Here is a 21,904-nt window from a genome sequence, read left to right as displayed (position 1 = left end):
TACCGGCGGAGGGGGTTGAGCTGGGGGTTCGCAAGAGTGATCGCCGAGCGAACGGACCGTTCGCTCGAAGTTCACTCGGCTGGGCGACTACGGGTGCACGGGAGTAAGTGCTGGTCAGGGGCGCGAAGGCCAAGGTGCCCTGGTCGGCGGAACCATGGCTACCGCGGGCAACGGCGATCAAGGCCCCCACAAACATGGAGGCAACCAGGCCACTCCAGCCCGCCGCGATCAAGGCCCCGCGCCCCACCCAGATCAATGCACCCAGCGGGCCTGCTTCGATCAGCGCACGCTGATGGGCACCGTGTGCCAGCCGGTCGCACCATCCGGCACGGGGTCGGCAATCGCATCGGTCTGCGTGTACCCGCTCCGATCGGTCGCGCGGCATTGCAGCGTGTACTCGCCGGGCGCCAACTCCAGGTCTGCTTCCCACATTCGCCACGTGTCCAGGCTCACCTCCGCGGCCAGGCGCGCGGGCACCCAGTCCCGCCCATCGGCACGGACTTCGACCTTCGCGATCCCCCGAGTCTGCGCCCACGCCACCCCAGCGACGGTTACGCGCCCGGCCTGCGCCGAGCCCCGAGGGGTGTCGATGCGCGACTGGGTCTTGATCGGTCCGCGAGCCGCCCAGCCGCGCTTGAGCCAATAGGCCTGTTTGTCAGCAAAGGTAGTGAACTCCATGTCGACGACCCATTTCGTCGCCGAGACGTACCCATACAGGCCGGGAACGACCATCCTGGCTGGAAATCCGTGCTCCACGGGCAGTGGTTCGCCGTTCATCCCGATCGCGAGCAGGCCGCGTTCCATGATGTCGGCGACGGGCGTGCCGCAGGTCCATCCATCCGCACTGGTGGAGAACAGCTGATCCGACCCCGGTTGCACACCCGCGGCGGCAAGGATGTCCTTCAGCGGCACCCCGATGAAGTTGGACGTCGAGATCAAGTTCCCGCCAACCTCATTCGATACGCAAGTCAGCGTGACGGTCCGTTCGACCAGCGGGAACTGCCGGATGTCTGCGTACCGCAGAGTCATTTCCCTTGACACGGCGCCGTGGATGCGCAGCGCCCAGTCCTCCGCACGCACCTTCGGCACACTCAACGCCGTGTCGATCCGGTAGAAGTCGTGGTTGGACGTCAGAAACCGAGGTGTCCGTGGAACGAAGTCAGCGCCAGAAGGGACCGCCGGAGCAGGCTGGGCCGGGGTCAACTGGCCAATCGCGGCACGCGAACCCTCCACGTCCGTACGGCTACCGAGCAGTTGCCCGCCAAGCCCTGCGACACCAATCCCGGCGACAACCCCGGCGGAAGCCTGCAGGAACTTCCGGCGCTCGGAAGACGAAAGCGGCGGCTGCGCCAACCGGTGCATCCACCGGAACACGAAAACGCCCGCGAACAGGCTGGCGAGCGGCGCCAGAATGGCCAACTGGCCAAGGTCGGGCCGGACCATCACCGCGATCAGCCCGAGCGCGCCGACCACAACCGCCACCACGGTCCCAGGTGCGGGGCTCCGCCTGGACAGCAGTCCGGCGATGGCCGCGAACCCAAGCAACACCACCGCCATCCCGATCAGCAGAACGAGTTTGTCCGCGGTGCCGAAGGTGGCGATGGCCCAGTCCTTCACCGGGTCCGGGGTCAGATCGACCGCGGTGTTGCCGACCGCGAGAAACGGCGACGCGTTGGCGTCGAGCAGACCCGCGACGAGGTGACCGGCGGCCACTGCCGCGACCACGCCGAGGACGCCCGCCCACACCGCGCGCCACGGCGACAGCCTGTTGTCAGAGTTCTCCACGCCATCTATTCGACGCCCTCGACCGGTTGGTTCGCATCTGTGACCTACAAGCGGTAAGAAGTCCGTTACGTTCCGGTCCCCTCGAGCGATGTGGCGCATCGACGGTTTGTTTCCAATCAGGGGGGACCTGATGACGAACGACAACATCCCTGCGGAATTACCGCAACCGGCCCAACCACCTCCGGCCAGCTGGAAACCTGTTGCCCTCTGGGCGACCGCCGGGGTTTTCCTACTGGCGACAACGGCTTTCGTGACGCTGTGGTTCCTCGAGCGCGGCGATCACCGAGCTACAGTCGATCAGCTGGGCACGGCGCGAACGGAGCTCGACGGCACGAAATCGAGATTGGCGGTTGTGGAGAAACTCCACGCCGACACCGAGAGCTCGATCAAGAAATCCGAGGAAGACCGGCAGAAATTCGAGGCCGAAGCCGCGACCCACAAGCCTTGTGCCAAAGCTGGCCGTGAATTTCTTGCCTTCAGGGACGCTCAGTCGGTCCAAGCCGCTGTCGGGCTGATTTTCGTGAGATGCCGGTAACTCAGGGGGATTGATGATGACTGAACAGCGCAGGCGCCCGATCGTCCCACTCGTCGCCGTGGCGCTCTTTGTACTGACAGCAGGGACATTCGGCACGCTGTGGCTGCTCGAACGAGCAGAGCACAGCACGGTTTCCGAGCAACTCACGGCCGTCGAGGCCGAGTCGAACGACGTCAAAGCGAAGCTGGCCGTGGCCCAGGAGAAGCAGGACGGCTTGGACAAGCGGAACGTCGAGGTTTCGAACGCGAAGCGGACAGCCGAGACCGCCGCGTACAACAACCGGGATTGCGCCAAAGCGACCAGGGAAATGCACATCGCGGGAGCCGCGGGCAACGTCGCTGAGTATCAAACCAAATGGGAATACGCGTATTACTACTGTGAGACGGACCGATGACCGAGAACACACCGGCCGCTCAGCAGCCTGATGACGCTCCGCGACCAGACCTGCCGCCGTTGACCATCACGCCGCCGCAGAACACCGCGCAGCAGCCCGTCGATACCGAGTGGCTGCCGTTGCCTGGCGAGCAGTTCCCCGCCGCGGTACTGCCGCAGAGTCCTTACCAGGAGCAGCAAACTCCTTACCAGGAAACGAATCCGTACCTGAGTGGACCGTTGCCTGCGGTCGGCTATCCGGCGCCGGTGCCACGCAAGCCGCGGAACAAACCGGCGATCGTGATGTCGGCGCTGGCGATCGTGTTCTTCCTTGCCGCAGGCGCACTTGGCGCGCTGTGGCTGGTCGAGCAAGGTGATCACAAGGGCACCAGCGGCGAGCTGCAGACCGTTCAGGCCAACCTCGCCAAGACCGCGAAACGCTTGGAGGACACCGAATCCGAGCGGATCAAGGCGGTCTCGGACAAGCAGCGCGCCGAACAGAACGCGCAGGCCACCAAGCCGTGCACGGATGCCGCGAAGAGCGTCATCCGGTCCATCAACGAGGAAGAGTTCCGCAAGGGATTCCAGGAGATGGTCAAGCAGTGCTGAGGGCCGCGCGCAGGCGCGGCTCCTCGACCTTCCAGTAACCGTGTTCCCTGTCGTCGATCAGGATGACAGGGACCCGGTCGCCGTATTCGGCGCGCAGTTCCGGGTCGGCGTCCACGTCCTTAGCCGACCAGGAAACGCCGAGCTCGTCACAGATGCGTGCGATGTCAGCCTCGGCGACCTCGCACGCGTGACAGCCTTCCCGGGTCATTACGGTCACATGAGCCACAGGGACACGCTAGCGAAGCGACGCGCGCCGCAGCTTGCCGGTGATGGAGTGCGGCAACGTGGTGACGAATTCGACGGGCCCGGGGACCTTGAATTTCGCCAGCCGTGCCGCGCAGTGCTCGCGGACCTGATCCTCGGTCAGCTCAGCGCCTTCACGCAGCACAACGACCGCTTTGACCCGCTCACCCGTGCGCTCGTCAGGCACACCGACGGCGGCCGCTTCGAGGATCCCGTCCAGTTCGGACAGAACCTGCTCGACCTCGTGCGGGTACACGTTGAAGCCGTTCACGATGATCAGGTCGTTCGCCCGGTCAACCAGGTGCAGGTCGCCGTCGTCGTCGAGGTAGCCCACGTCGCCGGTACGGAACCAGCCCTCGTCGTCCGGACCGTGCGCGCCGTCCGGCCAGTAGCCGCTGAACAGGTTCGCGCCGCGTACGGACACAACGCCCGCGTCGTCGTCGCCATCCTCGTCACCGCCGGGCGTGCCGTCGCTGTCGACGAGCCGCAACTCGACGCCAGGTATGGGACGTCCCACGGAACCAGGTTTCGCAACGCCGCCAACGAGGGTCCACGTCAGCACTGGGCCGGTCTCGGTCAGGCCGTAGCCCTCGTAGATGTGCAGGCCAGTTGCTTGGTACATGGCCGTGAGCACGCTCGGCTCCAGCGGCGCCGCGCCGGAGGTGAGCAGGCGCAGCGTCGACATCGCCGACGCCAGCCGTTCCGCTGGGACCTGCGCGAAGGCCTGGTACATCGGCGGCACACCGACGATCACGGTGATCCGGAAGTCCTCGCAGAGCTTCAACGCGGGCTCGACACTGAAGTGGTCCATCAGCACCGCGCTCGCCGCAGCCGAGGCGATCTGGAAAAGCCCTGGGCCGAGGCCGTACGCGTGGAAAAGCGGCACTGCGAGCAGCACGCGGTCCGTCGACGTGATGGGCGCGGGCTTCAGGGAGGCGCACTGCTCGACGTTCGCCAGCAGCGCGCGATGCGACAACATCACGCCACGCGGCGTCCCGGCGGTGCCGGAGGTGTAGCAAAGCAGCGCGATGTCCTCGCCGCCCGGCGCGCCACGAACAGCGTCAGCGGAAGCGTCGAGGTCAGGGGACTGGTCGGTGACGACTTTCGGCTTGCTGTCGTCGAGGATGCGGTCACGTTCACGGTCAGGGAGTCCGACGGCCATCGGCACGGCGGTCGCGCCCGCTCGCAGCGCCCCGAACAGGGCAACGGCGAATCCGATCCCCGTCGGCAGTTGGATGGCCACGCGATCACCAGGCTGGATGCCGGCGTCCAGCAGCCTGCGTGCCTCCGCGTTGACCGCGTTGTCCAGCTTTGCCCAGTTCACGGCTTTGTCGCTGGTCGCTTCGGCGAACGCGAGATGGTCCGGCGCCTTCTCGGCCGCGTTGGCGACCAGATCCGACACGTTGCGCGGCGCCTCGGGCATGCGAAACCTCACTTCATCTATCGGGGCCATCTCGCGACACGCAGTGTGGCATGCCCCACTCGCGTCACGCAGGTGCTCTTATCGTGTCTCATCCTCATACTTCGACCCGCTACCTACTTTGCAGTAACAACACGTATGCTGCGTTACGGCTCTGGTGCGGCGGTGCGGTCGCCCAGAGAACCGACGAGGGAGTACCGATGCCTTCACCGTCGTGGCAGGCGCGTTCCAGCGCCGAGACACGGCCGGAGACCGGCTCGGATCACGAGCCGGACGCCGAGCACCGCCAGGCGTGGGACCTGGTGCACAGTGCTCAGCGCGGCGACACCTCGGCGTTCGGCAAGCTCTATGGGCGTTATGTCGACGTTGTCTACCGTTATGTCCTGATCCGCGTCGGCGACAAGGAACTCGCGGAGGACGTCACCAGCGAGACCTTTCTGCGGGCCCTGCGGCGCATCACCTCGGTCACGTACCAAGGCCGCGACGTGGGTGCCTGGCTGGTCACCATTGCCCGAAACCTCGTGCTCGACCACGTGAAATCCAGCCGCTACCGTCTCGAAGTCCCCAAGGCCGAAGTCGACGACGGCCGCACGGTCCAGCAGGGGCCGGAGCAGCAGGTGCTGTCCAAGATCACCAACACCGAGCTGCTCAAGTGCATCCAGCAGCTCGGCGACGACCAACGCGAGTGCATCGCACTGCGCTTCCTGCAAGGCCTTTCGGTCGCCGAGACCGCGGAACTGATGCACCGCAACGAAGGCGCCATCAAAGCCCTGCAACACCGCGCAGTCCGCCGCCTGGCCCAGCTCCTCCCCACAGGTTTGCGCTGATAAACCCTCGTGAGTGGTTAGCCGCGTTCTAACACGCATAACCACTCACGACAGATGACCTGGGGTTTTAGGATGCCCGCCGCCGATACGCCAGCCCAGCGGCGATCGCACCAGCAAGAGCTCCGGCACCCAGGACCGAAGGGACGCCGATCTTGGCGGCCTTCCGACCGGTGCGGAAGTCGCGGATCTCCCAGCCGCGCTTGCGGGCTTCGTCCCGAAGGTCGCTGTCCGGGTTGATCGCCACAGCCGTGCCGACCACCGACAGCATCGGCACGTCGTTCACCGAGTCCGAGTACGCCGAGCAGCGCCGCAAATCCAAGCCCTCACGAGCGGCGAGCGCGCGCACCGCGTGCGCCTTGCCACGGCCGTGCAGCAGGTCGCCAACGAGCTTGCCGGTGTAGACGCCGTTCTCGCTTTCAAGAACCGTGCCTAGTGCGCCGGTCAGCCCCAACCGCCGGGCAATGATCGCGGCCAGGTCCACCGGGGTCGCGGTGACCAGCCACACACGCTGTCCCGCGTCCATGTGCATCTGGGCCAGGGCGCGTGTGCCTGCCCAGATCTTGTCCGCCATGAGCTCGTCGTAGATCTCTTCGCCGTGGGCGCGCATCTCCTCGACGCTGTGGCCCGCGATGAAACTCAGGCCGGTTTCGCGGCTCTTGCGGATGCCTTCTTTGCTCTCGCTGCCAAGCAGGCGGAACTTGGCTTGCTCCACGGCGAATCTGGCCAGGTCACCAGTGGTGAAGAACTTGCGCTGGGCCATCCCGCGAGCGAAGTGGAAGATCGACGCGCCCATCATCATCGTGTTGTCCACGTCGAAGAACGCGGCCGCGGTGAGGTCCGGCGGGCCAGTGACCGGCGGAGCCTCGCTCTCCATCGCGACAGCGGCGTCCGCGGACGCCGCACCGGCGAGCGCGGCCAGCCGCTCAAGCTCCGGTTGCCTGTCCTTGTCGCGCCTGCGGGTCACCACCGAGCCTCCGGGAAATTCGCGAGTTACCCCCATCCCCACAGGGTACTGACCGCGACAGGCTCACCCGATGCGGATCGCCGGGAGCCCGGACAGCAATGGTGGAAGTTCGAGAATCGGGACCGGCAGCTGCGGCACGGACGGCAACGTCGGCGTCGGCAGGCTCGGTGTAGGCACAGGGACCGGCACCAACGGGACCGCCGGAGGAGCGCTCGTGACGGGCGGTGTCGGCTCCGTCGACACAGGCGGCGGGGCCGTGTACGACGCCTTCACACGAGGTGGCACGGGTTGTCCGGGAGCGCTCGGGGCACCGGGCGCGACGCTGGCAGCCGTGTCGCGGTGGCACTCGTCGGCGGCGGGGAGCGCGCCCACTTCGTCGGAGCTGCCAGTGGTCATCTGATAGCAGTTGGCACGGCCGAGCAGCGCGGTCGCACGCTCGGTGATCTTGTCCAGAAGTTGCCGGGACGCGGTTGACCGCGTCTGCACCTGCGCGGGCACGCGCGGGGTCAACGCGGCCAAGCGGGCGTTCTGCTGCACGGTCCATTGCCGCAGTGAGTCGAGCTGCTGCACGTCGCCGTGCGTCGCCGAGGCGATGAGCTGACGGGAGGCCTGCGCGGCATCGGTGTCGAAGTCGGTCAAGGCCGTGAGGTACGAGCCGGCCGGGACATCGGCCGGATCCATGTACCGCTGGGCCAGGGTCTCCATCTCGCCGATCCTGGCATTGGCGAACTCGAGGTGCTTGAGCGCTTTGGACTCGTCGCCGAACGTCAGCCCGAGCGACGCGGCCTCGGCCGTGCGCTTGATGCCGTACAACGTGTCGCCGGGCAATGCGTCACGTGACAGCAGCAAGCTCATCCCGGCGAGCGCGAACATCAGCACGACGGCCGCGGCCAGCGCGACCAGGAACCGGCTCCGGCGTGAGCTGACCACGGGCGTGGCCTTGGCCAGCATCCGCTTGCGGGCCAGCTCGTCCGGGCCGATGTCCAGGTCCTGCAGTGCTGCGACGATCGCGAGCTCGCGTTCGAACTCGGCATCGACAGCGTCGGATTCCAGCGCGCGAGCAAAGCGCTCGGCCTGGTCGTCACGCGGTCCGCTGTCCACACCTGAATAACGAATCGGGAAGAACAACAGTTACGCGATGTCTTTCTTTTAGCCCCGGAAGATCCCCGGACGCTGCGCCAACAGGCGGTACAGCGTCTGCTGGATGGTTTCCCTGACCTGGTCGGAGAGGTTGAACACGGTCATCGGATCATCGGCTTCGGCCGGGTCGTGCTGGTCCGTCCTGATCGGCTCGCCGAATTCGATGTACCACTTGGAAGGAAGCGGGACCGCGCCCAATGGACCAAGCAGCGGGAAGGTCGGCGTAACCGGGACGTACGGGAAACCGAGCAGCCTGGCCAGCGGCTTGATATCACCGATCTTCGGGTAGATCTCCTCGGCGCCCACCACCGACACCGGGATGATCGGAACACCCGTCCGCAGCGCGGCGGAGACGAACCCGCCACGGCCGAACCGTTGCAGCTTGTACCGGTCCTTGAACGGCTTGCCGACGCCCTTGAACCCTTCCGGCCACACCCCGACCAGCTCACCCGCGGTCAGCAGGCGCTCGGCGTCCGCGTTGCACGCCAGGGTCTGGCCGGTTTTACGGGCCAGCGCGCCAAGCAACGGCACCTGGAACACCAGGTCCGCGCCGAGCATACGGAGGTAACGCGTCGGCGACGTGTTGTCGTGCACCGCGATCCCGGTCATCACCGAGTCCAACGGCAAGGTCCCTGAATGGTTCGACACGATCAGCGCGCCGCCATCGGACGGCAGGTGCTCGGTGCCGATCGCCTCGACCCTGAACCACTTCTCGTAGATCAGCCGCAGCGGCGGCAGGATGACGTTCTCAGTCAGCTGCTCGTCGAACCCGAACTCGTCGACCGCGTACTCACCGGTCAGCCGCTTTCTCAGAAACCCGAGCGCGTTGGCGAGATGTTGTTGCACGCCAGTGGGTTCTGGAGCGGGACGCAGCGGAGTAGGCGCGACAACGGGACGGCTGTCGACACGATCCTGGTAGATGCGGTTGGACCGACGACGCTGTTCGGGGCTGTGCAGCGGAATCACTCTGGCTTCCTGCATAAGCCTTTCACCCATCGGTTCGGCGGATCCTGTTCTCCAGTACGGCGAGGCGCTCCGGGTTCAGTACTGGGTGCATGCCTCGGCCATGTACGTAGTCATCGAACGCCTGTCGCGTGCTCCACCTCGGTGTGAAGCCGAAATCCTGCTTCAGCCGCGTGGTGTCCACGACGCGGCCGTAGTTCAGGAACTGGATCTGGTCGTTCGAGAAGTCCACCCCTCGCGCGCTACGGAACACACGCGCGGCGGTGGGCATAGCGATTCGCGGCACCGGCACGGCGACACGGCCAGCCCGTCGGATCGCTTGGGAAACTGTGAGCACACCGTCCCCACCAACGTTGTACACGCCAGCGTGGTCGGTTGTAGTCGCGCGCTCGAGCACAGCGAGCGCGTCCTCGGGGTGCAGCAACTGGACGCGTGCGTCATAGCCGAGCACGGTCGGCACGAGGGGCAAGGCGAAATACCGCGTGAGCACGGTGTCGATGCCCGGGCCGATCATGTTCGTCAGTCGCATGGTGGTCACGCGCACGTCCGGACGACGGCGTGCGAAACCGCGCACGTATCCCTCGACCTCGACCGCGTCCTTGGCGTAGCCGCTACTCGAGATGTCCTTCGGCGCCATGTCCTCAGTGCACACAGCGGGCACGCGCGCACCCGCGCCGTAGACCGCGGCACTGGACTTGACCACGAGCTTGCCGACCTGCGGGGAACGCTGGCAGGCCGCCAGCAGCTGCATGGTGCCGATCACGTTCATCTCTTTGATCGCCGAACGACCGGCCGGTCCCGCCGGGGCGGCGTTGGTCGCGGCATGCACGACCGTGTCGACCTGAGCCGAGGAGATGACCTTGGCGATCAGTGGATTGCGGATGTCGGCGCGGACGAACTCCGCCCGTCCCATGGACTTCAACAGGTCCTTGGCGGGCGGAGCGGTGTCCACTCCGAGTACTCGTTCGATATCCGGGTTGGCGGCGAGGCGTGCGGCCAGATGTGCTCCGACGTACCCGCCTGCTCCGGTGACCAAGACGACCTTGGGCGTCATTCGATCCCCTCTACAGGCGTACTGACCGCCGGTAGCCTACTCGCCCACAGCCTGGAAACCTGCCCGGAGATACGAGCTGTTAACGCAGGTCACACCGGGTTAGCAGAGGTTTCACCCGATCGGCTCAAGCCGGTTACTTGCCCTGCTTGCGACGCGCGTGACGAGTCTTGCGAAGCAGCTTGCGGTGCTTCTTCTTGGACATGCGCTTACGTCGCTTCTTGATAACCGAGCCCATACGGGTTCCTTGCCTTGTCTGTCGGTGGGTCGTATGCGCGCTGGCCCACGTTCAGGGCACACGCACGAGCGACCGCCGAGTTTACCCGGCGGTCACCCGGTAGGTTCATCCAGCGTCGAAGTACGCGTTCTCCAGGTAGCTGTGGACTTCCTTTTCCGGCACTCGGAACGACTTTCCGACGCGCACCGCGGGCAGTTCGCCGGAGTGCACGAGCCGGTACACAGTCATCTTGGAGACCCGCATCATCTTGGCCACCTCGGCCACGGTCAGGAACTGCACCTGAGTGATCGAGGTCGGTTCACTTCGCTTGTTGGTCGGCATGGTTCACGCGTCCTTAGCCACGCGTCGCGCTGCCGATCTTCCCCATCGACAGTATCGACACGCACGTGCTTCTGAAGAGAGTAGCGGGACACATGTGACACATGCGACCTCCATGAGAGCTACGCCCTCTCCCCCCAGGTAGAACCAGCATTCAGCCCCCGCCCCGCGCTGGCCCCAAACCCCCGGAGCGAAGCGACGGGTTACGGCGCGACAGCGCGTGTGTCCACCATTCCTTGTGGTGAGTTGAACGCGCGAGCGGCGCACGGCGGGTACCAGCGGGGCTGGGAGCGAGTCGAGCAGTTTGACTCACCGTGAAGGAATGGTGGACACACGCCGGCTCGCGGGCGAAGGAAGATGCCCTGAAGTGCCGAGCCCCTAAGCGCAAAAAACACCGCTGGAACAGGACACGTCCGCAAGCAACGTGCAACACGGTGTGCCGGAACGGTGGACACGGTGTGCCGGAACGGTGGACACGGCGTGGGGTGTGGCTTGGGGGTGGGGTGTGATGCTCAGGCTTCGTGGGCTTTGCCGAGTTCCTGTGAGCGGTCCCGTGCGGCTTCGATCGCGGCGAGCAGGGCGGCGCGTACGCCGTGCCGCTCAAGCTCCCGGATCGCCATGATCGTGGTGCCCGCGGGCGATGTCACAGCCTCACGCAGGATCACCGGATGTGTCCCGGTCTCGGCCATCATCGCGGCCGCTCCCACAGCCGACTGGATGATCAGCTTCTCCGCCACATTGCGTGGGATCCCGAGCAGGATGCCCGCGTCGATCATGGCCTCGACCAGGTAGAAGAAGTACGCCGGACCTGAGCCGGACAACGCGGTCACGGCGTCCTGCTGTGCCTCGGGCACCCGCACGACCTCACCGACCGACGAAAGCAACTCCTCGACCAACTCCAAGTGCTGGGCACGAGCATGTTTGCCCGCCGAGATCACACTCATGGCCTTGCCGACCACCATCGGCGTGTTGGGCATCACCCGCACGACCGGCACGCTGTCCGGCAGCTTGCGCTCATACAACCCGGTCGGCAGGCCAGCGCACAGCGAGACGATCAGGTTCCGGTCGCTGACGACCGGCGCGAGCTCGTCCAGTACCGGGTCGATGTCCTGTGGCTTGACCGCGACCACGAGCACCTCGGCCTCAGCCGCTGCCGTTGGCACGTCGACCGCGCGGACGCCGTACTGCTTGGTCAGCTCGGCCGCCCGCTCTTCGTAGCGCTCGGTGAACATCAGCTCTTCCGGCCGTCGCCCGCCGGACAGCAGTCCGGACAGCAGCGCCTCACCGATCTTGCCTGCCCCCAGCACAGCGATGGTCGTCATGACCCGTAAGCGTGCCAGATCAGCCCGTTGTCGCGGTCAGCGCCAGCTGCCGTGCCTGGCAGACCAGACGGCCCGTCGAGTCGACCACGGTAGCGTCCGAGTCGAACCACGCGCCATGTACGGCCCGACAGTCGACCTGGATACGCAGCCACCCTGGCGCGGGCCGTGATCGCAGCAACGCCGTCAGCTGTACGGCAGGCGACCAACCCATACGGCCGAGGTTGAACGTGACCGGCATCGAGATGTCACCGGCGACAAGCGCGAACAACGGGTCCGCGTGCTCGCCGCGCGGGCGCGCCCACAGCCGCAGCCGCAACGGGTCACCGACGTGCCCGTGCAGGAATCCCGCTCCGGACGGGTCGAGGCGCACGTCGCAGCCTTCGGTCAGCCGGAACATCGATGCCGACGGCAGCGTCGAGATGTCGATGGCGTTGCCTGGCGGCTCGGCCGGTTGGTTCGGCAGATCCGTCCATGCGGCACGGTCGCGCGGCAATCGACCCGTCGTGATGACAGCCTCGACGCAGCTACGGCCGCGTTGTTCGAGGTTGACCGCGACCACGGTGGCTTGTCTGCCGGTCTTACGGACCTCCGTACGCAACAACGCGGGACCGACACCGGGTGAGTGCAGGAATTGCGCGCTGACCGCAAGAGGATCCACCAACGGCGTGCCGTTGCCGGTGTGCAACGCGACTGCCGTTTTCGCGAGCAGTGCGAGCAGGAAACCGCCGTGCGGTTTACCGCCTACCGTCCACTCGGCGGGCAATTCGGCGGTGAAAGTGCCATCGCCAAGCGGACGGATGGCAGCGGCTGTACTGAACGAGATCACGTTACTTCCTCGCCCGTTCACGAATGGCTGACCAGTGCACGCGCGAAGAACGTTGTATTGGCGGGTCTTTCGGCCAACCTGCGCATCAGGTAGCCATACCACTGAGATCCGTAGGGCACGTAGACCCGCACAGTCTCCCCCTCCCGCGCCAGCCGGCGCTGCTCTTCTTGCCGGACTCCGAAAAGCATTTGGTACTCGTAGGTTCCCGGCTTCCGGTCGTACCAACGTGCCCGTTCAGCGACGATACGCACCAGACGGGGATCGTGGGTTGCGAACATCGGGTAACCATCACCGGTCAGCAGCGCGTTTACACACCGCACGTAGCTCAAATCGACTTCATGACCATCGAAAGCCACTGAATCCGGTTCAGCGTAAGCGCCCTTCACAAGCCGGACCCGGCTGCCGGCGAGTGACTTGCAGTCATCGAACGTGCGGCGGAGGTAGCTCTGCAACACCGCACCGGTCGACGGCCACGACCGGCGAAGCTCGGCGAGCACGCGCAGGGTCGAGTCGGTGGTGGTGTGATCTTCCATGTCCAGCGTGACCGTTGTGCCACATTGTTCAGCGGCAGCACATACGCGCGATGCATTGGCCAGCGCCAGCCGCTCACCGAGTTTCTGCCCGAGAGCGGAGAGCTTGACACTCACCTCGGCCTTCGGCGCGAGGCCCTCGGCATGCAGCGCGTCGAGCAGTTCGAGATAGGCCCGTACGTTCTGGTCGGCGTGCTCGGCGTCGGCAACATCCTCGCCGAGGTGGTCGAGCGTGACGGAACGTCCAGAGGCGACGAGCTCGCGCGTCACGTCGATCGCGTCGGACGTCTGCTCGCCCGCGACGAACCGCCGGACGACGTCTCGGCTGACCGGAGCGGTGGCGACCAACCGACGGATCGCGTCGTTGCCAGCCGCCGCCAGGATCAACGATCGCAGCGGGTGCACGGAAAGACTCTACGACCACGCAGCAAGATCATTTTGAGCCGTATCCCGTTTGTGCTCGGAAGATCCGGTGTCAATCAGGCAATCAGGCGAATCCCCGCGTGTCCACCGTTCCAGCACACCGTGTCCACCGTTGCGGCACACCGTGTCCACCGTTGCTGAAGGCCGTGTCCGCCTTTGCGACACAGGGAGATGCACTTCGCCTCAGCCTTGGCTATCTCTGCTTTCAGCTGGGTTGGGCTGGGTGAACTACCGCGTGTCCGCCCCACCGGCACGGTGAGTCAAACTGTTCGACTCGCTTCCAGCTTGCTCACTCGCCGCCGTTCGCCGCTCGCGTTCAACACACCATGCCGGAGCGGCAGACACGCGCGGCCACCAGTCACCTCGTCACTCGGTCGCTTCGCTCCCGGTTCCGCTGTTGCCCTGGTGGTGGTCTAGATGTAGACGGGCAAACAGCAAGGATTCCGCCAGATCTTTCGCTCGTTCTGCTGGGTTGCGAGCATTGCGAGTATTGATCTCCAGCACCACTTGGCCGTCGAAACCGTTTGCTGCCAACATTTCCAGGACCTCGCCGCACGGTTGCGTGCCGCGGCCGGGGACGAGGTGCTCGTCTCGGGGAGCGCCGGAACCGTCCGCCAGGTGCACGTGTTTGAGGCCTGTGCCCATTCGTTTGGCCAGGGCCAGTGCATCTTCCTGCGCGGCCGCTGTGTGGGACAGGTCGATTGTGTAGTGGCGGTGTCCTGCTTCCGTCGGGTCGATCGATGGTTTGAATGCCGAGACGCTTCTGGCGCGGGCCAACGGTTTGACCGGGAACATGTTCTCGACCGCGATGGCCACGCCGGACTCGTCTTCCAGCGATTCCACCAAATCACTGAACTTGTCGGCATAACGACGTTGCCAACGGAACGGCGGGTGCACAACGACTGTGGGCGCGTTGAGGTCCATGGCGGCTTCAACGGCTCGGCGCAGCCGTACCTCTGGGTCGGGTGACCAGACCCGTTGCGTGATCAGCAGACAGGGCGCGTGCACGGCAAGGACCGGCACACCGTGGTTACGGGCGCAGCGGCGTAGGGCGTCGACGTCTTGGCTGATCGCGTCGGCCCAGACCATCACTTCGACGCCGTCGTAGCCGAGGGCGCCGGCGATCTGGAAACCGGCGGCCGCGTTCTGCGGCCATACCGATGCCGTGGACAGTCCGACCGGGATGGGCGCCACTATCTGGCGAGCAGCAGCATTGCCGCTGGCGAGACCGTGACGACCAGGCCAACCAGCACCGTGAGGATCGTGGTCTGCAGGTCGTCGGCGCGCCGGATCTTCCGGACCACCCAGACCAGGCCGACGATCACCACGAGCGCGACGATCAGCGCCGCCGCTGGCAGCTGGCCCCACAGCCAGTTGAAGCCGAGCCAGAGAGCCGCGCCACCGATCACGCCGATGGCCAACTGCCCGGCCATGGACAGCCATTCCTTGACCGGCGAGCCGGACTTCTCCCCGTCCCGATCCGGTTCGTCCACGTCGTCGAAGTCGTCGTCGGCGACCGGACGGTCCATTTCGATCGACGGCATAGACGGGCGGGAGTCGTACTGGTCGTCTTCCTCGCGTTCGAGGCCTTCGACGAACTGGGTCGCCTCGCCACCGGGCGCCGCGCCGACTGGCTCGAAACCGTGGAACTCGGTCGGGTAGTTGTCCTGCTCGTCCGGTTCCTGCTGCGGGAATCCGGGCTGCGGCATCTGCATGGACCGCTGGGTCCGCGCGACGCGGTGCGGCGCCGGGTGCTGGCCCGGGCGGGAGCCGGGCGGCAGCTCGTCCGGGATGCGAGGCATCTGCTCGGTGACGCCCTCGATGGGCATCCGCGGCGGCGGCTCGACGGGAGGACGCATGTCACTGCGGCTGCCCGCGTCAAGGCGTGCCGCCAGACCACCCGGTTCAGCGGTGGGAGCGCCGGGTGGTGGCGTTGGCCACTGCGAGCTCTGCTGCGGCTGCGGCTTGGGCCGTGGCATCGACTGGGAGTTCTGTGGCGGCCTGCGCTGCTCGGTGGGCACGCGGCGCTCGGGTGGTGCGACCGGCGGCATCTGCCGCTGGGTCGGCTGCGCGGCCTGCGGTGGCGTTGGCTGCGGTTTCGGCAGCTGAGCCGACGACTGCTGGCCAGACGCAGGGAACTGCGCTGACGACTGCTGCCCAGGTGCGGGGAACTGGGCCGAGGAGTGCTGCCCCGGCTGCGGGAGCTGGGCTGAGGACTGCTGTGCCGGTTGCTGAGGGCTTGGTGCGGGCCGATGTCTGCTCGGCGGGGCCTGCCTGTGGTCCGCCGGTGGCGGCTCCTCGGCCGGCAGTCTCGGCAGGTTGCCGCTGTCGGAAAGGACCCGGTCGATGATGGCCTGTGGAGCGGTCTCCTCGGCGTCGTCCGCACGGCGACGGCGCCGTCTCGGCGCAGCCTCCTCCGAGCTGTTGCCATACTTGGCCAGCAGCTCGGCAACCGTGCGCTGAGCGCGCTCCGGCCCTTCCTCTCCTCGTGTCATCTCTTCCACCGTGCCCAATACGGGCGCAACAGTCCAGTGCTCCGCGCCGTCATTTCGGTTCCTGGTCCAACCGCCGCAGGATGACACCTTCGCGCAACGCCCACGGGCAGATCTCCAGTTCCGGCTGTCCTAACGCACGCATCGTGGCTTGTGCCACCAGCGCACCCGCGACCAGCTGATGTGCGCGACTCGCGCTCACGCCCTCCAGCTCCGCCAGGTCGCTCGCGGACATCCGGGAGATGAACGCGAGCAGCTGGCGCAGGCCGGCCTCGGTGAGCACCCGCCGCACCCGTGGTCCGGACGAGGATGGCGCGGCACCGGTCAGCCTGGCCAGTGACCGGAAGGTCTTGGATGTCGCGACCACCCGATCGGGTTCGCCGTACTTGAGCATCTTCTTGGCCACCGGCGCAAGCTGATCTTCCAGCCAGCCCGAGGTCTCGGCGATCTCGGCGCGGCTCGGCGGGTCACTGTGGAACCTCGTCCTTGTCAGCCTGCCCGCGCCGAACGGGACGGACAACGCCCGCTCAGGGCTCTCATCTCGGCCGACGGCGAGCTCGAGCGAGCCGCCGCCGATGTCGAGCACCAGCAATCTGCCCGCCGACCAGCCGTACCACCGGCGCGCGGCGAGAAATGTGAGTCTCGCCTCGTCTTCACCGGAGAGCACCTTGAGGTCCACTCCGGTCTCGGTACGAACGCGGTCGAGCACGGCCGCCGAGTTGTCGGCCTCACGGACTGCGGATGTGGCGAACGCCATCAGGTCCTCGCAGCCGAGATCGGCTGCCGACCGCTTGGCCGTCGCCACGGTGCGGACCAGCTCGTCCGCACCGTGTTTCGACAGGTCACCCGCCTTGTTTATGCGCTCGGCGAGTCGCAACACCGTCTTCTCGGAGCGCGCCGGGAGCGGGTGGGCACCCCGGTGCGCGTCCACCACCAGCAGGTGGACGGTGTTGGAACCGACATCGAGTACGCCAAGGCGCATAAACCGAAACGTTACCTGGCGGTTGTACCGGCCCGCCTGGCACATGCTCGTCAGGACTCGAATTTGTACCCCAGGCCACGCACGGTCACGAGGTGGCGTGGGGACGACGGGTCCGGTTCGATCTTCGAGCGCAGCCGCTTGACGTGCACGTCCAGCGTCTTGGTGTCACCGACGTAGTCGGCGCCCCAGACCCGGTCGATCAGCTGGCCACGCGTGAGCACCCGGCCGACGTTGCGCAGCAGGTACTCGAGCAGGTCGAACTCCTTGAGCGGCAACGACACCTCGATGCCGTCAACGGTCACGACGTGCCGTTCGACGTCCATCCGGACCGGGCCGGCCGCGAGCACCTGCGGCAGCAACTCGCCTTCGGGGCCGCCCTCGCCGCCACGCCGCAGCACGGCGCGCACGCGCGCGATCAGCTCACGTGACGAATACGGCTTGGTGACGTAGTCGTCCGCGCCCAGTTCCAGGCCGACGACCTTGTCGATCTCGCTGTCCCGAGCGGTCACCATGATCACCGGGACGGCCGAGCGCTGGCGCAGCGCCTTGCACACGTCAGTACCGCTCATGCCCGGCAGCATCAGGTCAAGCAGCACGATGTCCGCACCATTGCGGTCGAACTCCTCGAGCGCCTGCTGACCGGTCGCGGCAACGGCCGCGGTGAAGCCCTCCTTGCGCAGCAGAAAGGCAAGCGGGTCGGCGAAGGACTCTTCGTCCTCGACAATGAGAACCCTCGTCACAGCGCTCCTCCAGTTTCGATTTCCGCACCCGGCGCGGGTATGCGCGCGAGGACCTTGTCTCCGTTGACCCGTCGTGCCGGGATCCGGAGGGTGAACGTGGAGCCCGTACCCGGTTTGCTCCACAGCTTGACCTCGCCGCCGTGGTTGGCGGCGACGTGTTTGACGATCGCCAGGCCAAGGCCGGTACCGCCGGTGACCCGCGAGCGCGCTTTGTCGACCCGGTAGAACCGTTCGAAGACGCGCTGCTGGTGCTCGTCGGCGATGCCGATGCCACGGTCGGTCACGGCGATCTCGACATACCCGTCGTGCATGCGCCGGCTGATCGATACGGGGCTGCCGGGCGATGAGTACGCGACCGCGTTCTCCAGCAGGTTGCTCAGCGCGGTGACCAGCAGCATGCGGTCGCCGTCCACGAGCAGGCCGCTGGGTTCGTCGGTGGCGATCTCCACACCGCTCGACTCCAGGGTGAGAGTGGCGCGGCCGAGGGCTTCCCGGATGACCGCGTCGACGTCGACCGAGTTCAGCTCGGGCAGCTTCTCCGCGCCGGTCAGCCTGGACAGCGCGATCAGCTCGGTGACCAGCGAGCCGAGCCTGGTCGCCTCGCGCAGGATCTTGCTGCCGAACCGGCGGACCTGCTCGACGTCGTCGGCGGCGTCCAGCACGGCCTCGGCGAGCAGCGCCATCGCACCGACCGGCGTCTTGAGCTCGTGGCTGACGTTGGCGACGAAGTCGCGCCGGGTCGCCTCCAGCCGCACGGCCTCGGACTCGTCGGCCGCGTCCACGACGGTGAACCCGTCGACAAGCGGCCGGATCTCCGCGCGCACCGCGTCCGGCTGCCGGCCCCGGCTTTCCACCGGAGTGAGGTCGATGTCGACGGCTTCGCCCGTCTCGGCGACGCCCTCGGCGGCTTTGCGCGCCCGGTCGTCCAATCTGTTGTTGCTCACCACGCCGAGCTCAGCGGCGCGGGAGTTGTAGAGGACGACACCCCCGAACGGGTTGACGACGGCGATGCCGTTCCGGGAGTCGAGGACGAGGCGTTGGATCAGATCGGCCACTGTCGGACCGGTCGGCTTGCGCACCGTGTTGCGGCTGCGAGCCCGTCCGACGAAGTAACCGACGATGCCGCCGATCAGCAGCACGCAGATCGACAAGGCCAGGTAGGCCGCAGCGGTCACAGCCGAATGGTAAGCAGGTGAGGGGCTAGTTGTACTAGTCCGACAAGCCCTTCCGTGATCCCCGCGACACCGAATGGCACGAAGTTCGCCCGTAGGTCAATCCCAGTTCACTCAATCGTGTCCAAAAGACCGGCCGTTGACGTACCGGGGTTGGCGAGACAAGACTCAGAAGCCTCATGGAAACACGTGCTGGAGTCGTCGTGCTACGCGGGCACCGCGAGCTGTACGAGCGCACGTGGCACCTCTTCGACAAAGCTCGGGAAGTCACGTTCGCGGCGAGCGATGTGCGGACCTGGGCATCGCACAATCAGCCCCCGACGCAGGGAAAGATCCGCAAGCTCTACCGCCCGGGGGTGCTGCTCGACCCGACGAGCGCGCAGCACGCCCGGCATGTCGCGACGACCGGGGCGCAGGTGCGGATCACGACGGCTGATCTGAACGAGACGATCATCGTTGACCGGCGGGTCGCGATCCTTGCCGGGAGTGACCGGACGTTCACCGTCGTGTGGATTCCCGGCGTTGTTCAGGGCGTGCTGACGCTGTTCAACACGATCTGGAGCCAGTCAAAGAGCTTGTCGGAGTATGAGCTTGCCCATGGGGAGCTGTGGGAGGTCGCGCCGCGGATCCTCGAGCTGCTGGCTTCCGGGGCTTCGGACACCAGGGCCGCCAAGGCGATGGGGATTTCCTTACGGACTTACCGGCGCCGCGTCGACTCCCTGATGACCACACTTGGCGCCACCTCCCGCTTCCAAGCCGGAGTCCGGGCTCGGGACCTGGGCCTGCTCTAGCCACAGCGCCCCCTCGTGAGTGTTTTCGGCCGGTTAGAACCGGCGAAAACACTCACGAGGTCTGACCTGGGTTTTTAGCGGCCCTGGTTGGCGACGGCCTTGATCGCGTCGGCCGCGGCGTCCGGGTCGAGGTACGTGCCGCCGGGGTTGGTCGGCTGCAACGCGTCGTCCAGGTCGTAGCGCAGCGGAATACCGGTCGGAATGTTCAGACCGGCGATGGCCTCATCCGAAACCCCATCCAGGTGCTTGACCAGGGCGCGCAGCGAGTTGCCGTGCGCGGCCAGCAACACGGTCTTGCCCGCACGCAGGTCAGGCACCACAGCCGACTCCCAGTAAGGCAGGAACCGGGCAACGACATCCTTCAGGCACTCCGTGCGAGGCACCTCGATGTCGGCATACCGGGGGTCAGCGTCCTGGCTGAACTCCGTGCCGAGCTCGATCTCCGGCGGCGGGGTGTCGTAGCTGCGGCGCCAGAGCATGAACTGCTCCTCGCCGTATTCGTCCAGGGTCTGCTTCTTGTTCTTTCCCTGCAACGCTCCGTAGTGGCGCTCGTTGAGTCGCCAGTCTCGGCGGACCGGGATCCAGTGGCGGTCGGCCCCGTCGAGCGCGATGTTCGCGGTCGAGATCGCCCGCCGCAGCAACGAGGTGTGCACGATGTCGGGCAGGATGCCCGCGTCGCGCAGCAACTGCCCGCCTCGCTCGGCTTCCTTCACGCCCTTCTCGGACAGGGGGACGTCCACCCAACCGGTGAACAGGTTCTGTGCGTTCCACACGCTCTCGCCGTGGCGGAGCAACACCAGGGTTCCGACTGACATACCGCAGAGCCTGCCAGATCGGCTGGGTTTCACCCGAACAGGTGCGCGTCGGCAAGGCCTTTCGGCGCACCCGCCCACAGCCAGTTGACCAGCTTCGAGAGTCCGAAATAGAACTGTGACTCGTTTTGCGGGTTAAAACCCGAATGGGTTAAGCGGCAGGCTTGAAGTCATCGCATGACTCTGCCAAGTTGACAAAGCTTCCACCGACCGGCTCCCACGCACTCCCCGGCCGGCAGAAGCAGACCGCGGCTCGTCTCCCCTGTCGAGCCGCACCCCGCTGGGGACGCTGGGGTGCCCCCCGCCCCATGCGTACGGTGCGGGACCTGTGTCACAGGGCGGCTCGAGAACGCGACTCCCCCTCGCTCGGGCCGTCCTGTGAAACGTATGTGGGAAACGCCTTGAGTTCAAACACTTTCCGTGACCGGCGGCGTGACTTTCCTACGCTTACGTCGGAAGTAGAACCACAGACCGGCTGGTATGCCGAACAGCGCGAGGAAAGGCAGCATCGCGCCGAGGACACGCGTGGTCACCGTGAAGAACTCACCGAACGCGCCCCACCCGTCAGTCAGCCCTTCGAAGAACCCGCCGCTGGCTTTGACCGGCGCCGGCGGCGCGCTCTTGAGCGCGAACTGAACGGTCACTGTGGACAGTGCGGCCTTACTCCCGAGCGCGTCCCGCCTGCCCTGCAACGATTCCAGGTCGCTCTGCCGACGGGTGAGCTCGCTTTCGATCTGCGCGATCTCGCTGACACTCGTCGCCTTCGCCAGCAGTGCCTGGATTCGCGCGACGCTTTCGCGCTGCGTGCGCAGCCTTGAGTCAAGGTCGACGACCTGTTCGGTGACGTCCTCGGCCTGCTTGTGCTGCAGGGTGATGTCGCCGAGCTCGTCGAGCTGTCGCAGTGCCGGGTCGAACTTGTCGACCGGGATACGCAGCGTGATGGACGCCCTGTCCAGGCGGGATTCCTCCTGCCCGGTGAATCCGCCGTTCGTCGTAGCGATGGCACGGGCGCCGCTGACCGCGTCGAAGATCACGTCAACGGCCATCTCAACGCGCGCGGTCTGCACGAGCTGGCGTTCCTGGACCGACGCTGGCGGCTGCGCAGGAGCCGCCTCCTTGGCGACACCGCCACCGCCCGCAGGGTTCGCTTTGTCCGGCACGGCCGCGTTGCCCGAGGTTGCCTCACCGAAGTCACCACTGCTGGAACACGCGCTCAACCCCAGAAGCAGAGCCGCCCCGGCGACCGAGATGAATAAGCCACTCTTTCGTCTGCTCATGCACCTTCAGACGGAAGCGGGCCAGAGAGTCGTTGTCCGGAACGGATTACGACTCAGACACCCATTGGTCAC

The 21,904-nt window shown here is 66.3% G+C and carries 24 protein-coding genes; 5 read left to right on the top strand and 19 right to left on the bottom strand.

What is annotated here, in order from left to right; translation table 11 throughout:
- Window positions 1–279: 279 nt before the first annotated feature.
- Window positions 280–1,785, bottom strand: coding sequence for a molybdopterin-dependent oxidoreductase (locus LWC34_RS22575; protein ID WP_233727159.1), 1,506 nt, complete (start codon window positions 1,783–1,785; stop codon window positions 280–282).
- A 130-nt stretch (window positions 1,786–1,915) separates the two neighbouring features.
- Between LWC34_RS22575 and LWC34_RS22570 the strand changes: the two genes are divergently transcribed.
- From LWC34_RS22570 to LWC34_RS22560, 3 genes are read left to right on the top strand one after another with little or no spacing between them, the layout of a single operon-like run.
- Window positions 1,916–2,320: a hypothetical protein gene (locus LWC34_RS22570; protein ID WP_233727158.1), complete on the top strand. Its 405-nt coding sequence runs from the start codon at window positions 1,916–1,918 to the stop codon at window positions 2,318–2,320.
- A 16-nt stretch (window positions 2,321–2,336) separates the two neighbouring features.
- On the top strand, window positions 2,337–2,714 hold the full coding sequence (locus LWC34_RS22565) for a hypothetical protein (RefSeq protein ID WP_233727157.1): 378 nt from the start codon (window positions 2,337–2,339) through the stop codon (window positions 2,712–2,714).
- Window positions 2,711–3,301, top strand: a complete 591-nt coding sequence (locus LWC34_RS22560; RefSeq protein ID WP_233727156.1) for a hypothetical protein — start codon at window positions 2,711–2,713, stop codon at window positions 3,299–3,301. The genes LWC34_RS22565 and LWC34_RS22560 overlap by 4 nt, the downstream gene beginning before the upstream one ends.
- Here the strand turns inward: LWC34_RS22560 and LWC34_RS22555 are convergent.
- Both LWC34_RS22555 and LWC34_RS22550 read right to left on the bottom strand, forming a co-directional pair.
- The gene (locus tag LWC34_RS22555) at window positions 3,288–3,527 is read right to left on the bottom strand and encodes a glutaredoxin family protein (protein WP_233727155.1); all 240 of its coding nucleotides are present in this window, start codon (window positions 3,525–3,527) and stop codon (window positions 3,288–3,290) included. The genes LWC34_RS22560 and LWC34_RS22555 overlap by 14 nt on opposite strands.
- 9 nt (window positions 3,528–3,536) lie before the next feature.
- Window positions 3,537–4,967, bottom strand: a complete 1,431-nt coding sequence (locus tag LWC34_RS22550) for an AMP-binding protein (RefSeq protein WP_233727154.1) — start codon at window positions 4,965–4,967, stop codon at window positions 3,537–3,539.
- 197 nt (window positions 4,968–5,164) lie between these two features.
- Between LWC34_RS22550 and LWC34_RS22545 the strand changes: the two genes are divergently transcribed.
- Entirely contained in the window at window positions 5,165–5,791 is a 627-nt protein-coding gene (locus LWC34_RS22545; protein ID WP_233727153.1) for a sigma-70 family RNA polymerase sigma factor, read from the top strand.
- A 67-nt stretch (window positions 5,792–5,858) separates the two neighbouring features.
- Here the strand turns inward: LWC34_RS22545 and LWC34_RS22540 are convergent, their stop codons facing one another.
- From LWC34_RS22540 to LWC34_RS22475, 14 genes are all read right to left on the bottom strand, one after another.
- Complete coding sequence (locus LWC34_RS22540; RefSeq protein ID WP_233727152.1) at window positions 5,859–6,791, bottom strand: HAD family hydrolase; 933 nt, start codon at window positions 6,789–6,791, stop codon at window positions 5,859–5,861.
- A gap of 27 nt (window positions 6,792–6,818) precedes the next feature.
- Window positions 6,819–7,856, bottom strand: coding sequence for a DUF5667 domain-containing protein (locus tag LWC34_RS22535; RefSeq protein ID WP_233727151.1), 1,038 nt, complete (start codon window positions 7,854–7,856; stop codon window positions 6,819–6,821).
- Window positions 7,857–7,904: 48 nt separating this feature from the next.
- Window positions 7,905–8,891 carry a lysophospholipid acyltransferase family protein gene (locus LWC34_RS22530; protein ID WP_233727150.1) on the bottom strand — a complete coding sequence of 329 codons (987 nt, stop codon included), beginning with the start codon at window positions 8,889–8,891 and terminating at the stop codon, window positions 7,905–7,907.
- The gene (locus LWC34_RS22525; protein WP_233727149.1) at window positions 8,884–9,912 is read right to left on the bottom strand and encodes an NAD-dependent epimerase/dehydratase family protein; all 1,029 of its coding nucleotides are present in this window, start codon (window positions 9,910–9,912) and stop codon (window positions 8,884–8,886) included. Before LWC34_RS22525 ends, LWC34_RS22530 begins: the two co-directional genes overlap by 8 nt.
- A gap of 133 nt (window positions 9,913–10,045) precedes the next feature.
- On the bottom strand, window positions 10,046–10,147 hold the full coding sequence (locus LWC34_RS22520; RefSeq protein WP_076993459.1) for a 30S ribosomal protein bS22: 102 nt from the start codon (window positions 10,145–10,147) through the stop codon (window positions 10,046–10,048).
- 105 nt (window positions 10,148–10,252) lie between these two features.
- Window positions 10,253–10,468, bottom strand: coding sequence for a helix-turn-helix domain-containing protein (locus tag LWC34_RS22515; RefSeq protein ID WP_233727148.1), 216 nt, complete (start codon window positions 10,466–10,468; stop codon window positions 10,253–10,255).
- Window positions 10,469–10,977: 509 nt separating this feature from the next.
- Window positions 10,978–11,787: a pyrroline-5-carboxylate reductase gene (gene proC, locus LWC34_RS22510; protein WP_233727147.1), complete on the bottom strand. Its 810-nt coding sequence runs from the start codon at window positions 11,785–11,787 to the stop codon at window positions 10,978–10,980.
- A 19-nt stretch (window positions 11,788–11,806) separates the two neighbouring features.
- Window positions 11,807–12,610, bottom strand: a complete 804-nt coding sequence (locus LWC34_RS22505; protein ID WP_185845850.1) for a thioesterase family protein — start codon at window positions 12,608–12,610, stop codon at window positions 11,807–11,809.
- A 20-nt stretch (window positions 12,611–12,630) separates the two neighbouring features.
- Entirely contained in the window at window positions 12,631–13,548 is a 918-nt protein-coding gene (locus tag LWC34_RS22500; protein ID WP_233727146.1) for a proline dehydrogenase family protein, read from the bottom strand.
- Between the two features lie 384 nt (window positions 13,549–13,932).
- Window positions 13,933–14,763 (bottom strand): sugar phosphate isomerase/epimerase family protein, encoded by an 831-nt coding sequence (locus LWC34_RS22495; RefSeq protein ID WP_233728823.1) that lies wholly within the window; start codon window positions 14,761–14,763, stop codon window positions 13,933–13,935.
- Entirely contained in the window at window positions 14,760–16,061 is a 1,302-nt protein-coding gene (locus LWC34_RS22490; protein WP_233727145.1) for an Rv0497 family membrane protein, read from the bottom strand. The genes LWC34_RS22495 and LWC34_RS22490 overlap by 4 nt, the downstream gene beginning before the upstream one ends.
- Before the next feature lie 49 nt (window positions 16,062–16,110).
- Window positions 16,111–17,040: a Ppx/GppA family phosphatase gene (locus tag LWC34_RS22485; RefSeq protein ID WP_233727144.1), complete on the bottom strand. Its 930-nt coding sequence runs from the start codon at window positions 17,038–17,040 to the stop codon at window positions 16,111–16,113.
- Window positions 17,041–17,090: 50 nt separating this feature from the next.
- Window positions 17,091–17,780, bottom strand: coding sequence for a response regulator transcription factor (locus LWC34_RS22480; RefSeq protein ID WP_233727143.1), 690 nt, complete (start codon window positions 17,778–17,780; stop codon window positions 17,091–17,093).
- Window positions 17,777–18,955, bottom strand: coding sequence for a sensor histidine kinase (locus LWC34_RS22475; protein WP_233727142.1), 1,179 nt, complete (start codon window positions 18,953–18,955; stop codon window positions 17,777–17,779). The genes LWC34_RS22480 and LWC34_RS22475 overlap by 4 nt, the downstream gene beginning before the upstream one ends.
- A gap of 176 nt (window positions 18,956–19,131) precedes the next feature.
- Between LWC34_RS22475 and LWC34_RS22470 the strand changes: the two genes are divergently transcribed.
- The gene (locus LWC34_RS22470; RefSeq protein ID WP_233727141.1) at window positions 19,132–19,743 is read left to right on the top strand and encodes a helix-turn-helix transcriptional regulator; all 612 of its coding nucleotides are present in this window, start codon (window positions 19,132–19,134) and stop codon (window positions 19,741–19,743) included.
- A gap of 74 nt (window positions 19,744–19,817) precedes the next feature.
- Here the strand turns inward: LWC34_RS22470 and LWC34_RS22465 are convergent, their stop codons facing one another.
- Both LWC34_RS22465 and LWC34_RS22460 read right to left on the bottom strand, forming a co-directional pair.
- Entirely contained in the window at window positions 19,818–20,558 is a 741-nt protein-coding gene (locus LWC34_RS22465) for a phosphoglyceromutase (protein ID WP_233727140.1), read from the bottom strand.
- Window positions 20,559–20,962: 404 nt separating this feature from the next.
- Complete coding sequence (locus LWC34_RS22460; RefSeq protein ID WP_233727139.1) at window positions 20,963–21,832, bottom strand: DUF4349 domain-containing protein; 870 nt, start codon at window positions 21,830–21,832, stop codon at window positions 20,963–20,965.
- Window positions 21,833–21,904 lie beyond the last annotated feature (72 nt).

Origin of the sequence: Kibdelosporangium philippinense (assembly GCF_021390435.2) — a bacterium.
Classification (GTDB): Bacteria; Actinomycetota; Actinomycetes; order Mycobacteriales; family Pseudonocardiaceae; genus Kibdelosporangium; species Kibdelosporangium philippinense.
This window is presented reverse-complemented; position numbering and strand designations above follow the sequence as displayed.

What these genes read in the sequence shown, in the direction of transcription:
- LWC34_RS22570 (WP_233727158.1), top strand. Translation starts at nt 1,916, where the DNA reads ATGACGAACGACAACATCCCTGCGGAATTACCGCAACCGGCCCAACCA.
- LWC34_RS22565 (WP_233727157.1), top strand. Translation starts at nt 2,337, where the DNA reads ATGACTGAACAGCGCAGGCGCCCGATCGTCCCACTCGTCGCCGTGGCG.
- LWC34_RS22560 (WP_233727156.1), top strand. Translation starts at nt 2,711, where the DNA reads ATGACCGAGAACACACCGGCCGCTCAGCAGCCTGATGACGCTCCGCGA.
- LWC34_RS22550 (WP_233727154.1), bottom strand. Translation starts at nt 4,967, where the DNA reads ATGCCCGAGGCGCCGCGCAACGTGTCGGATCTGGTCGCCAACGCGGCC.
- LWC34_RS22545 (WP_233727153.1), top strand. Translation starts at nt 5,165, where the DNA reads ATGCCTTCACCGTCGTGGCAGGCGCGTTCCAGCGCCGAGACACGGCCG.
- LWC34_RS22540 (WP_233727152.1), bottom strand. Translation starts at nt 6,791, where the DNA reads ATGGGGGTAACTCGCGAATTTCCCGGAGGCTCGGTGGTGACCCGCAGG.
- LWC34_RS22530 (WP_233727150.1), bottom strand. Translation starts at nt 8,891, where the DNA reads ATGGGTGAAAGGCTTATGCAGGAAGCCAGAGTGATTCCGCTGCACAGC.
- LWC34_RS22525 (WP_233727149.1), bottom strand. Translation starts at nt 9,912, where the DNA reads ATGACGCCCAAGGTCGTCTTGGTCACCGGAGCAGGCGGGTACGTCGGA.
- LWC34_RS22520 (WP_076993459.1), bottom strand. Translation starts at nt 10,147, where the DNA reads ATGGGCTCGGTTATCAAGAAGCGACGTAAGCGCATGTCCAAGAAGAAG.
- LWC34_RS22515 (WP_233727148.1), bottom strand. Translation starts at nt 10,468, where the DNA reads ATGCCGACCAACAAGCGAAGTGAACCGACCTCGATCACTCAGGTGCAG.
- proC (WP_233727147.1), bottom strand. Translation starts at nt 11,787, where the DNA reads ATGACGACCATCGCTGTGCTGGGGGCAGGCAAGATCGGTGAGGCGCTG.
- LWC34_RS22490 (WP_233727145.1), bottom strand. Translation starts at nt 16,061, where the DNA reads ATGACACGAGGAGAGGAAGGGCCGGAGCGCGCTCAGCGCACGGTTGCC.
- LWC34_RS22485 (WP_233727144.1), bottom strand. Translation starts at nt 17,040, where the DNA reads ATGCGCCTTGGCGTACTCGATGTCGGTTCCAACACCGTCCACCTGCTG.
- LWC34_RS22470 (WP_233727141.1), top strand. Translation starts at nt 19,132, where the DNA reads ATGGAAACACGTGCTGGAGTCGTCGTGCTACGCGGGCACCGCGAGCTG.
- LWC34_RS22465 (WP_233727140.1), bottom strand. Translation starts at nt 20,558, where the DNA reads ATGTCAGTCGGAACCCTGGTGTTGCTCCGCCACGGCGAGAGCGTGTGG.
- LWC34_RS22460 (WP_233727139.1), bottom strand. Translation starts at nt 21,832, where the DNA reads ATGAGCAGACGAAAGAGTGGCTTATTCATCTCGGTCGCCGGGGCGGCT.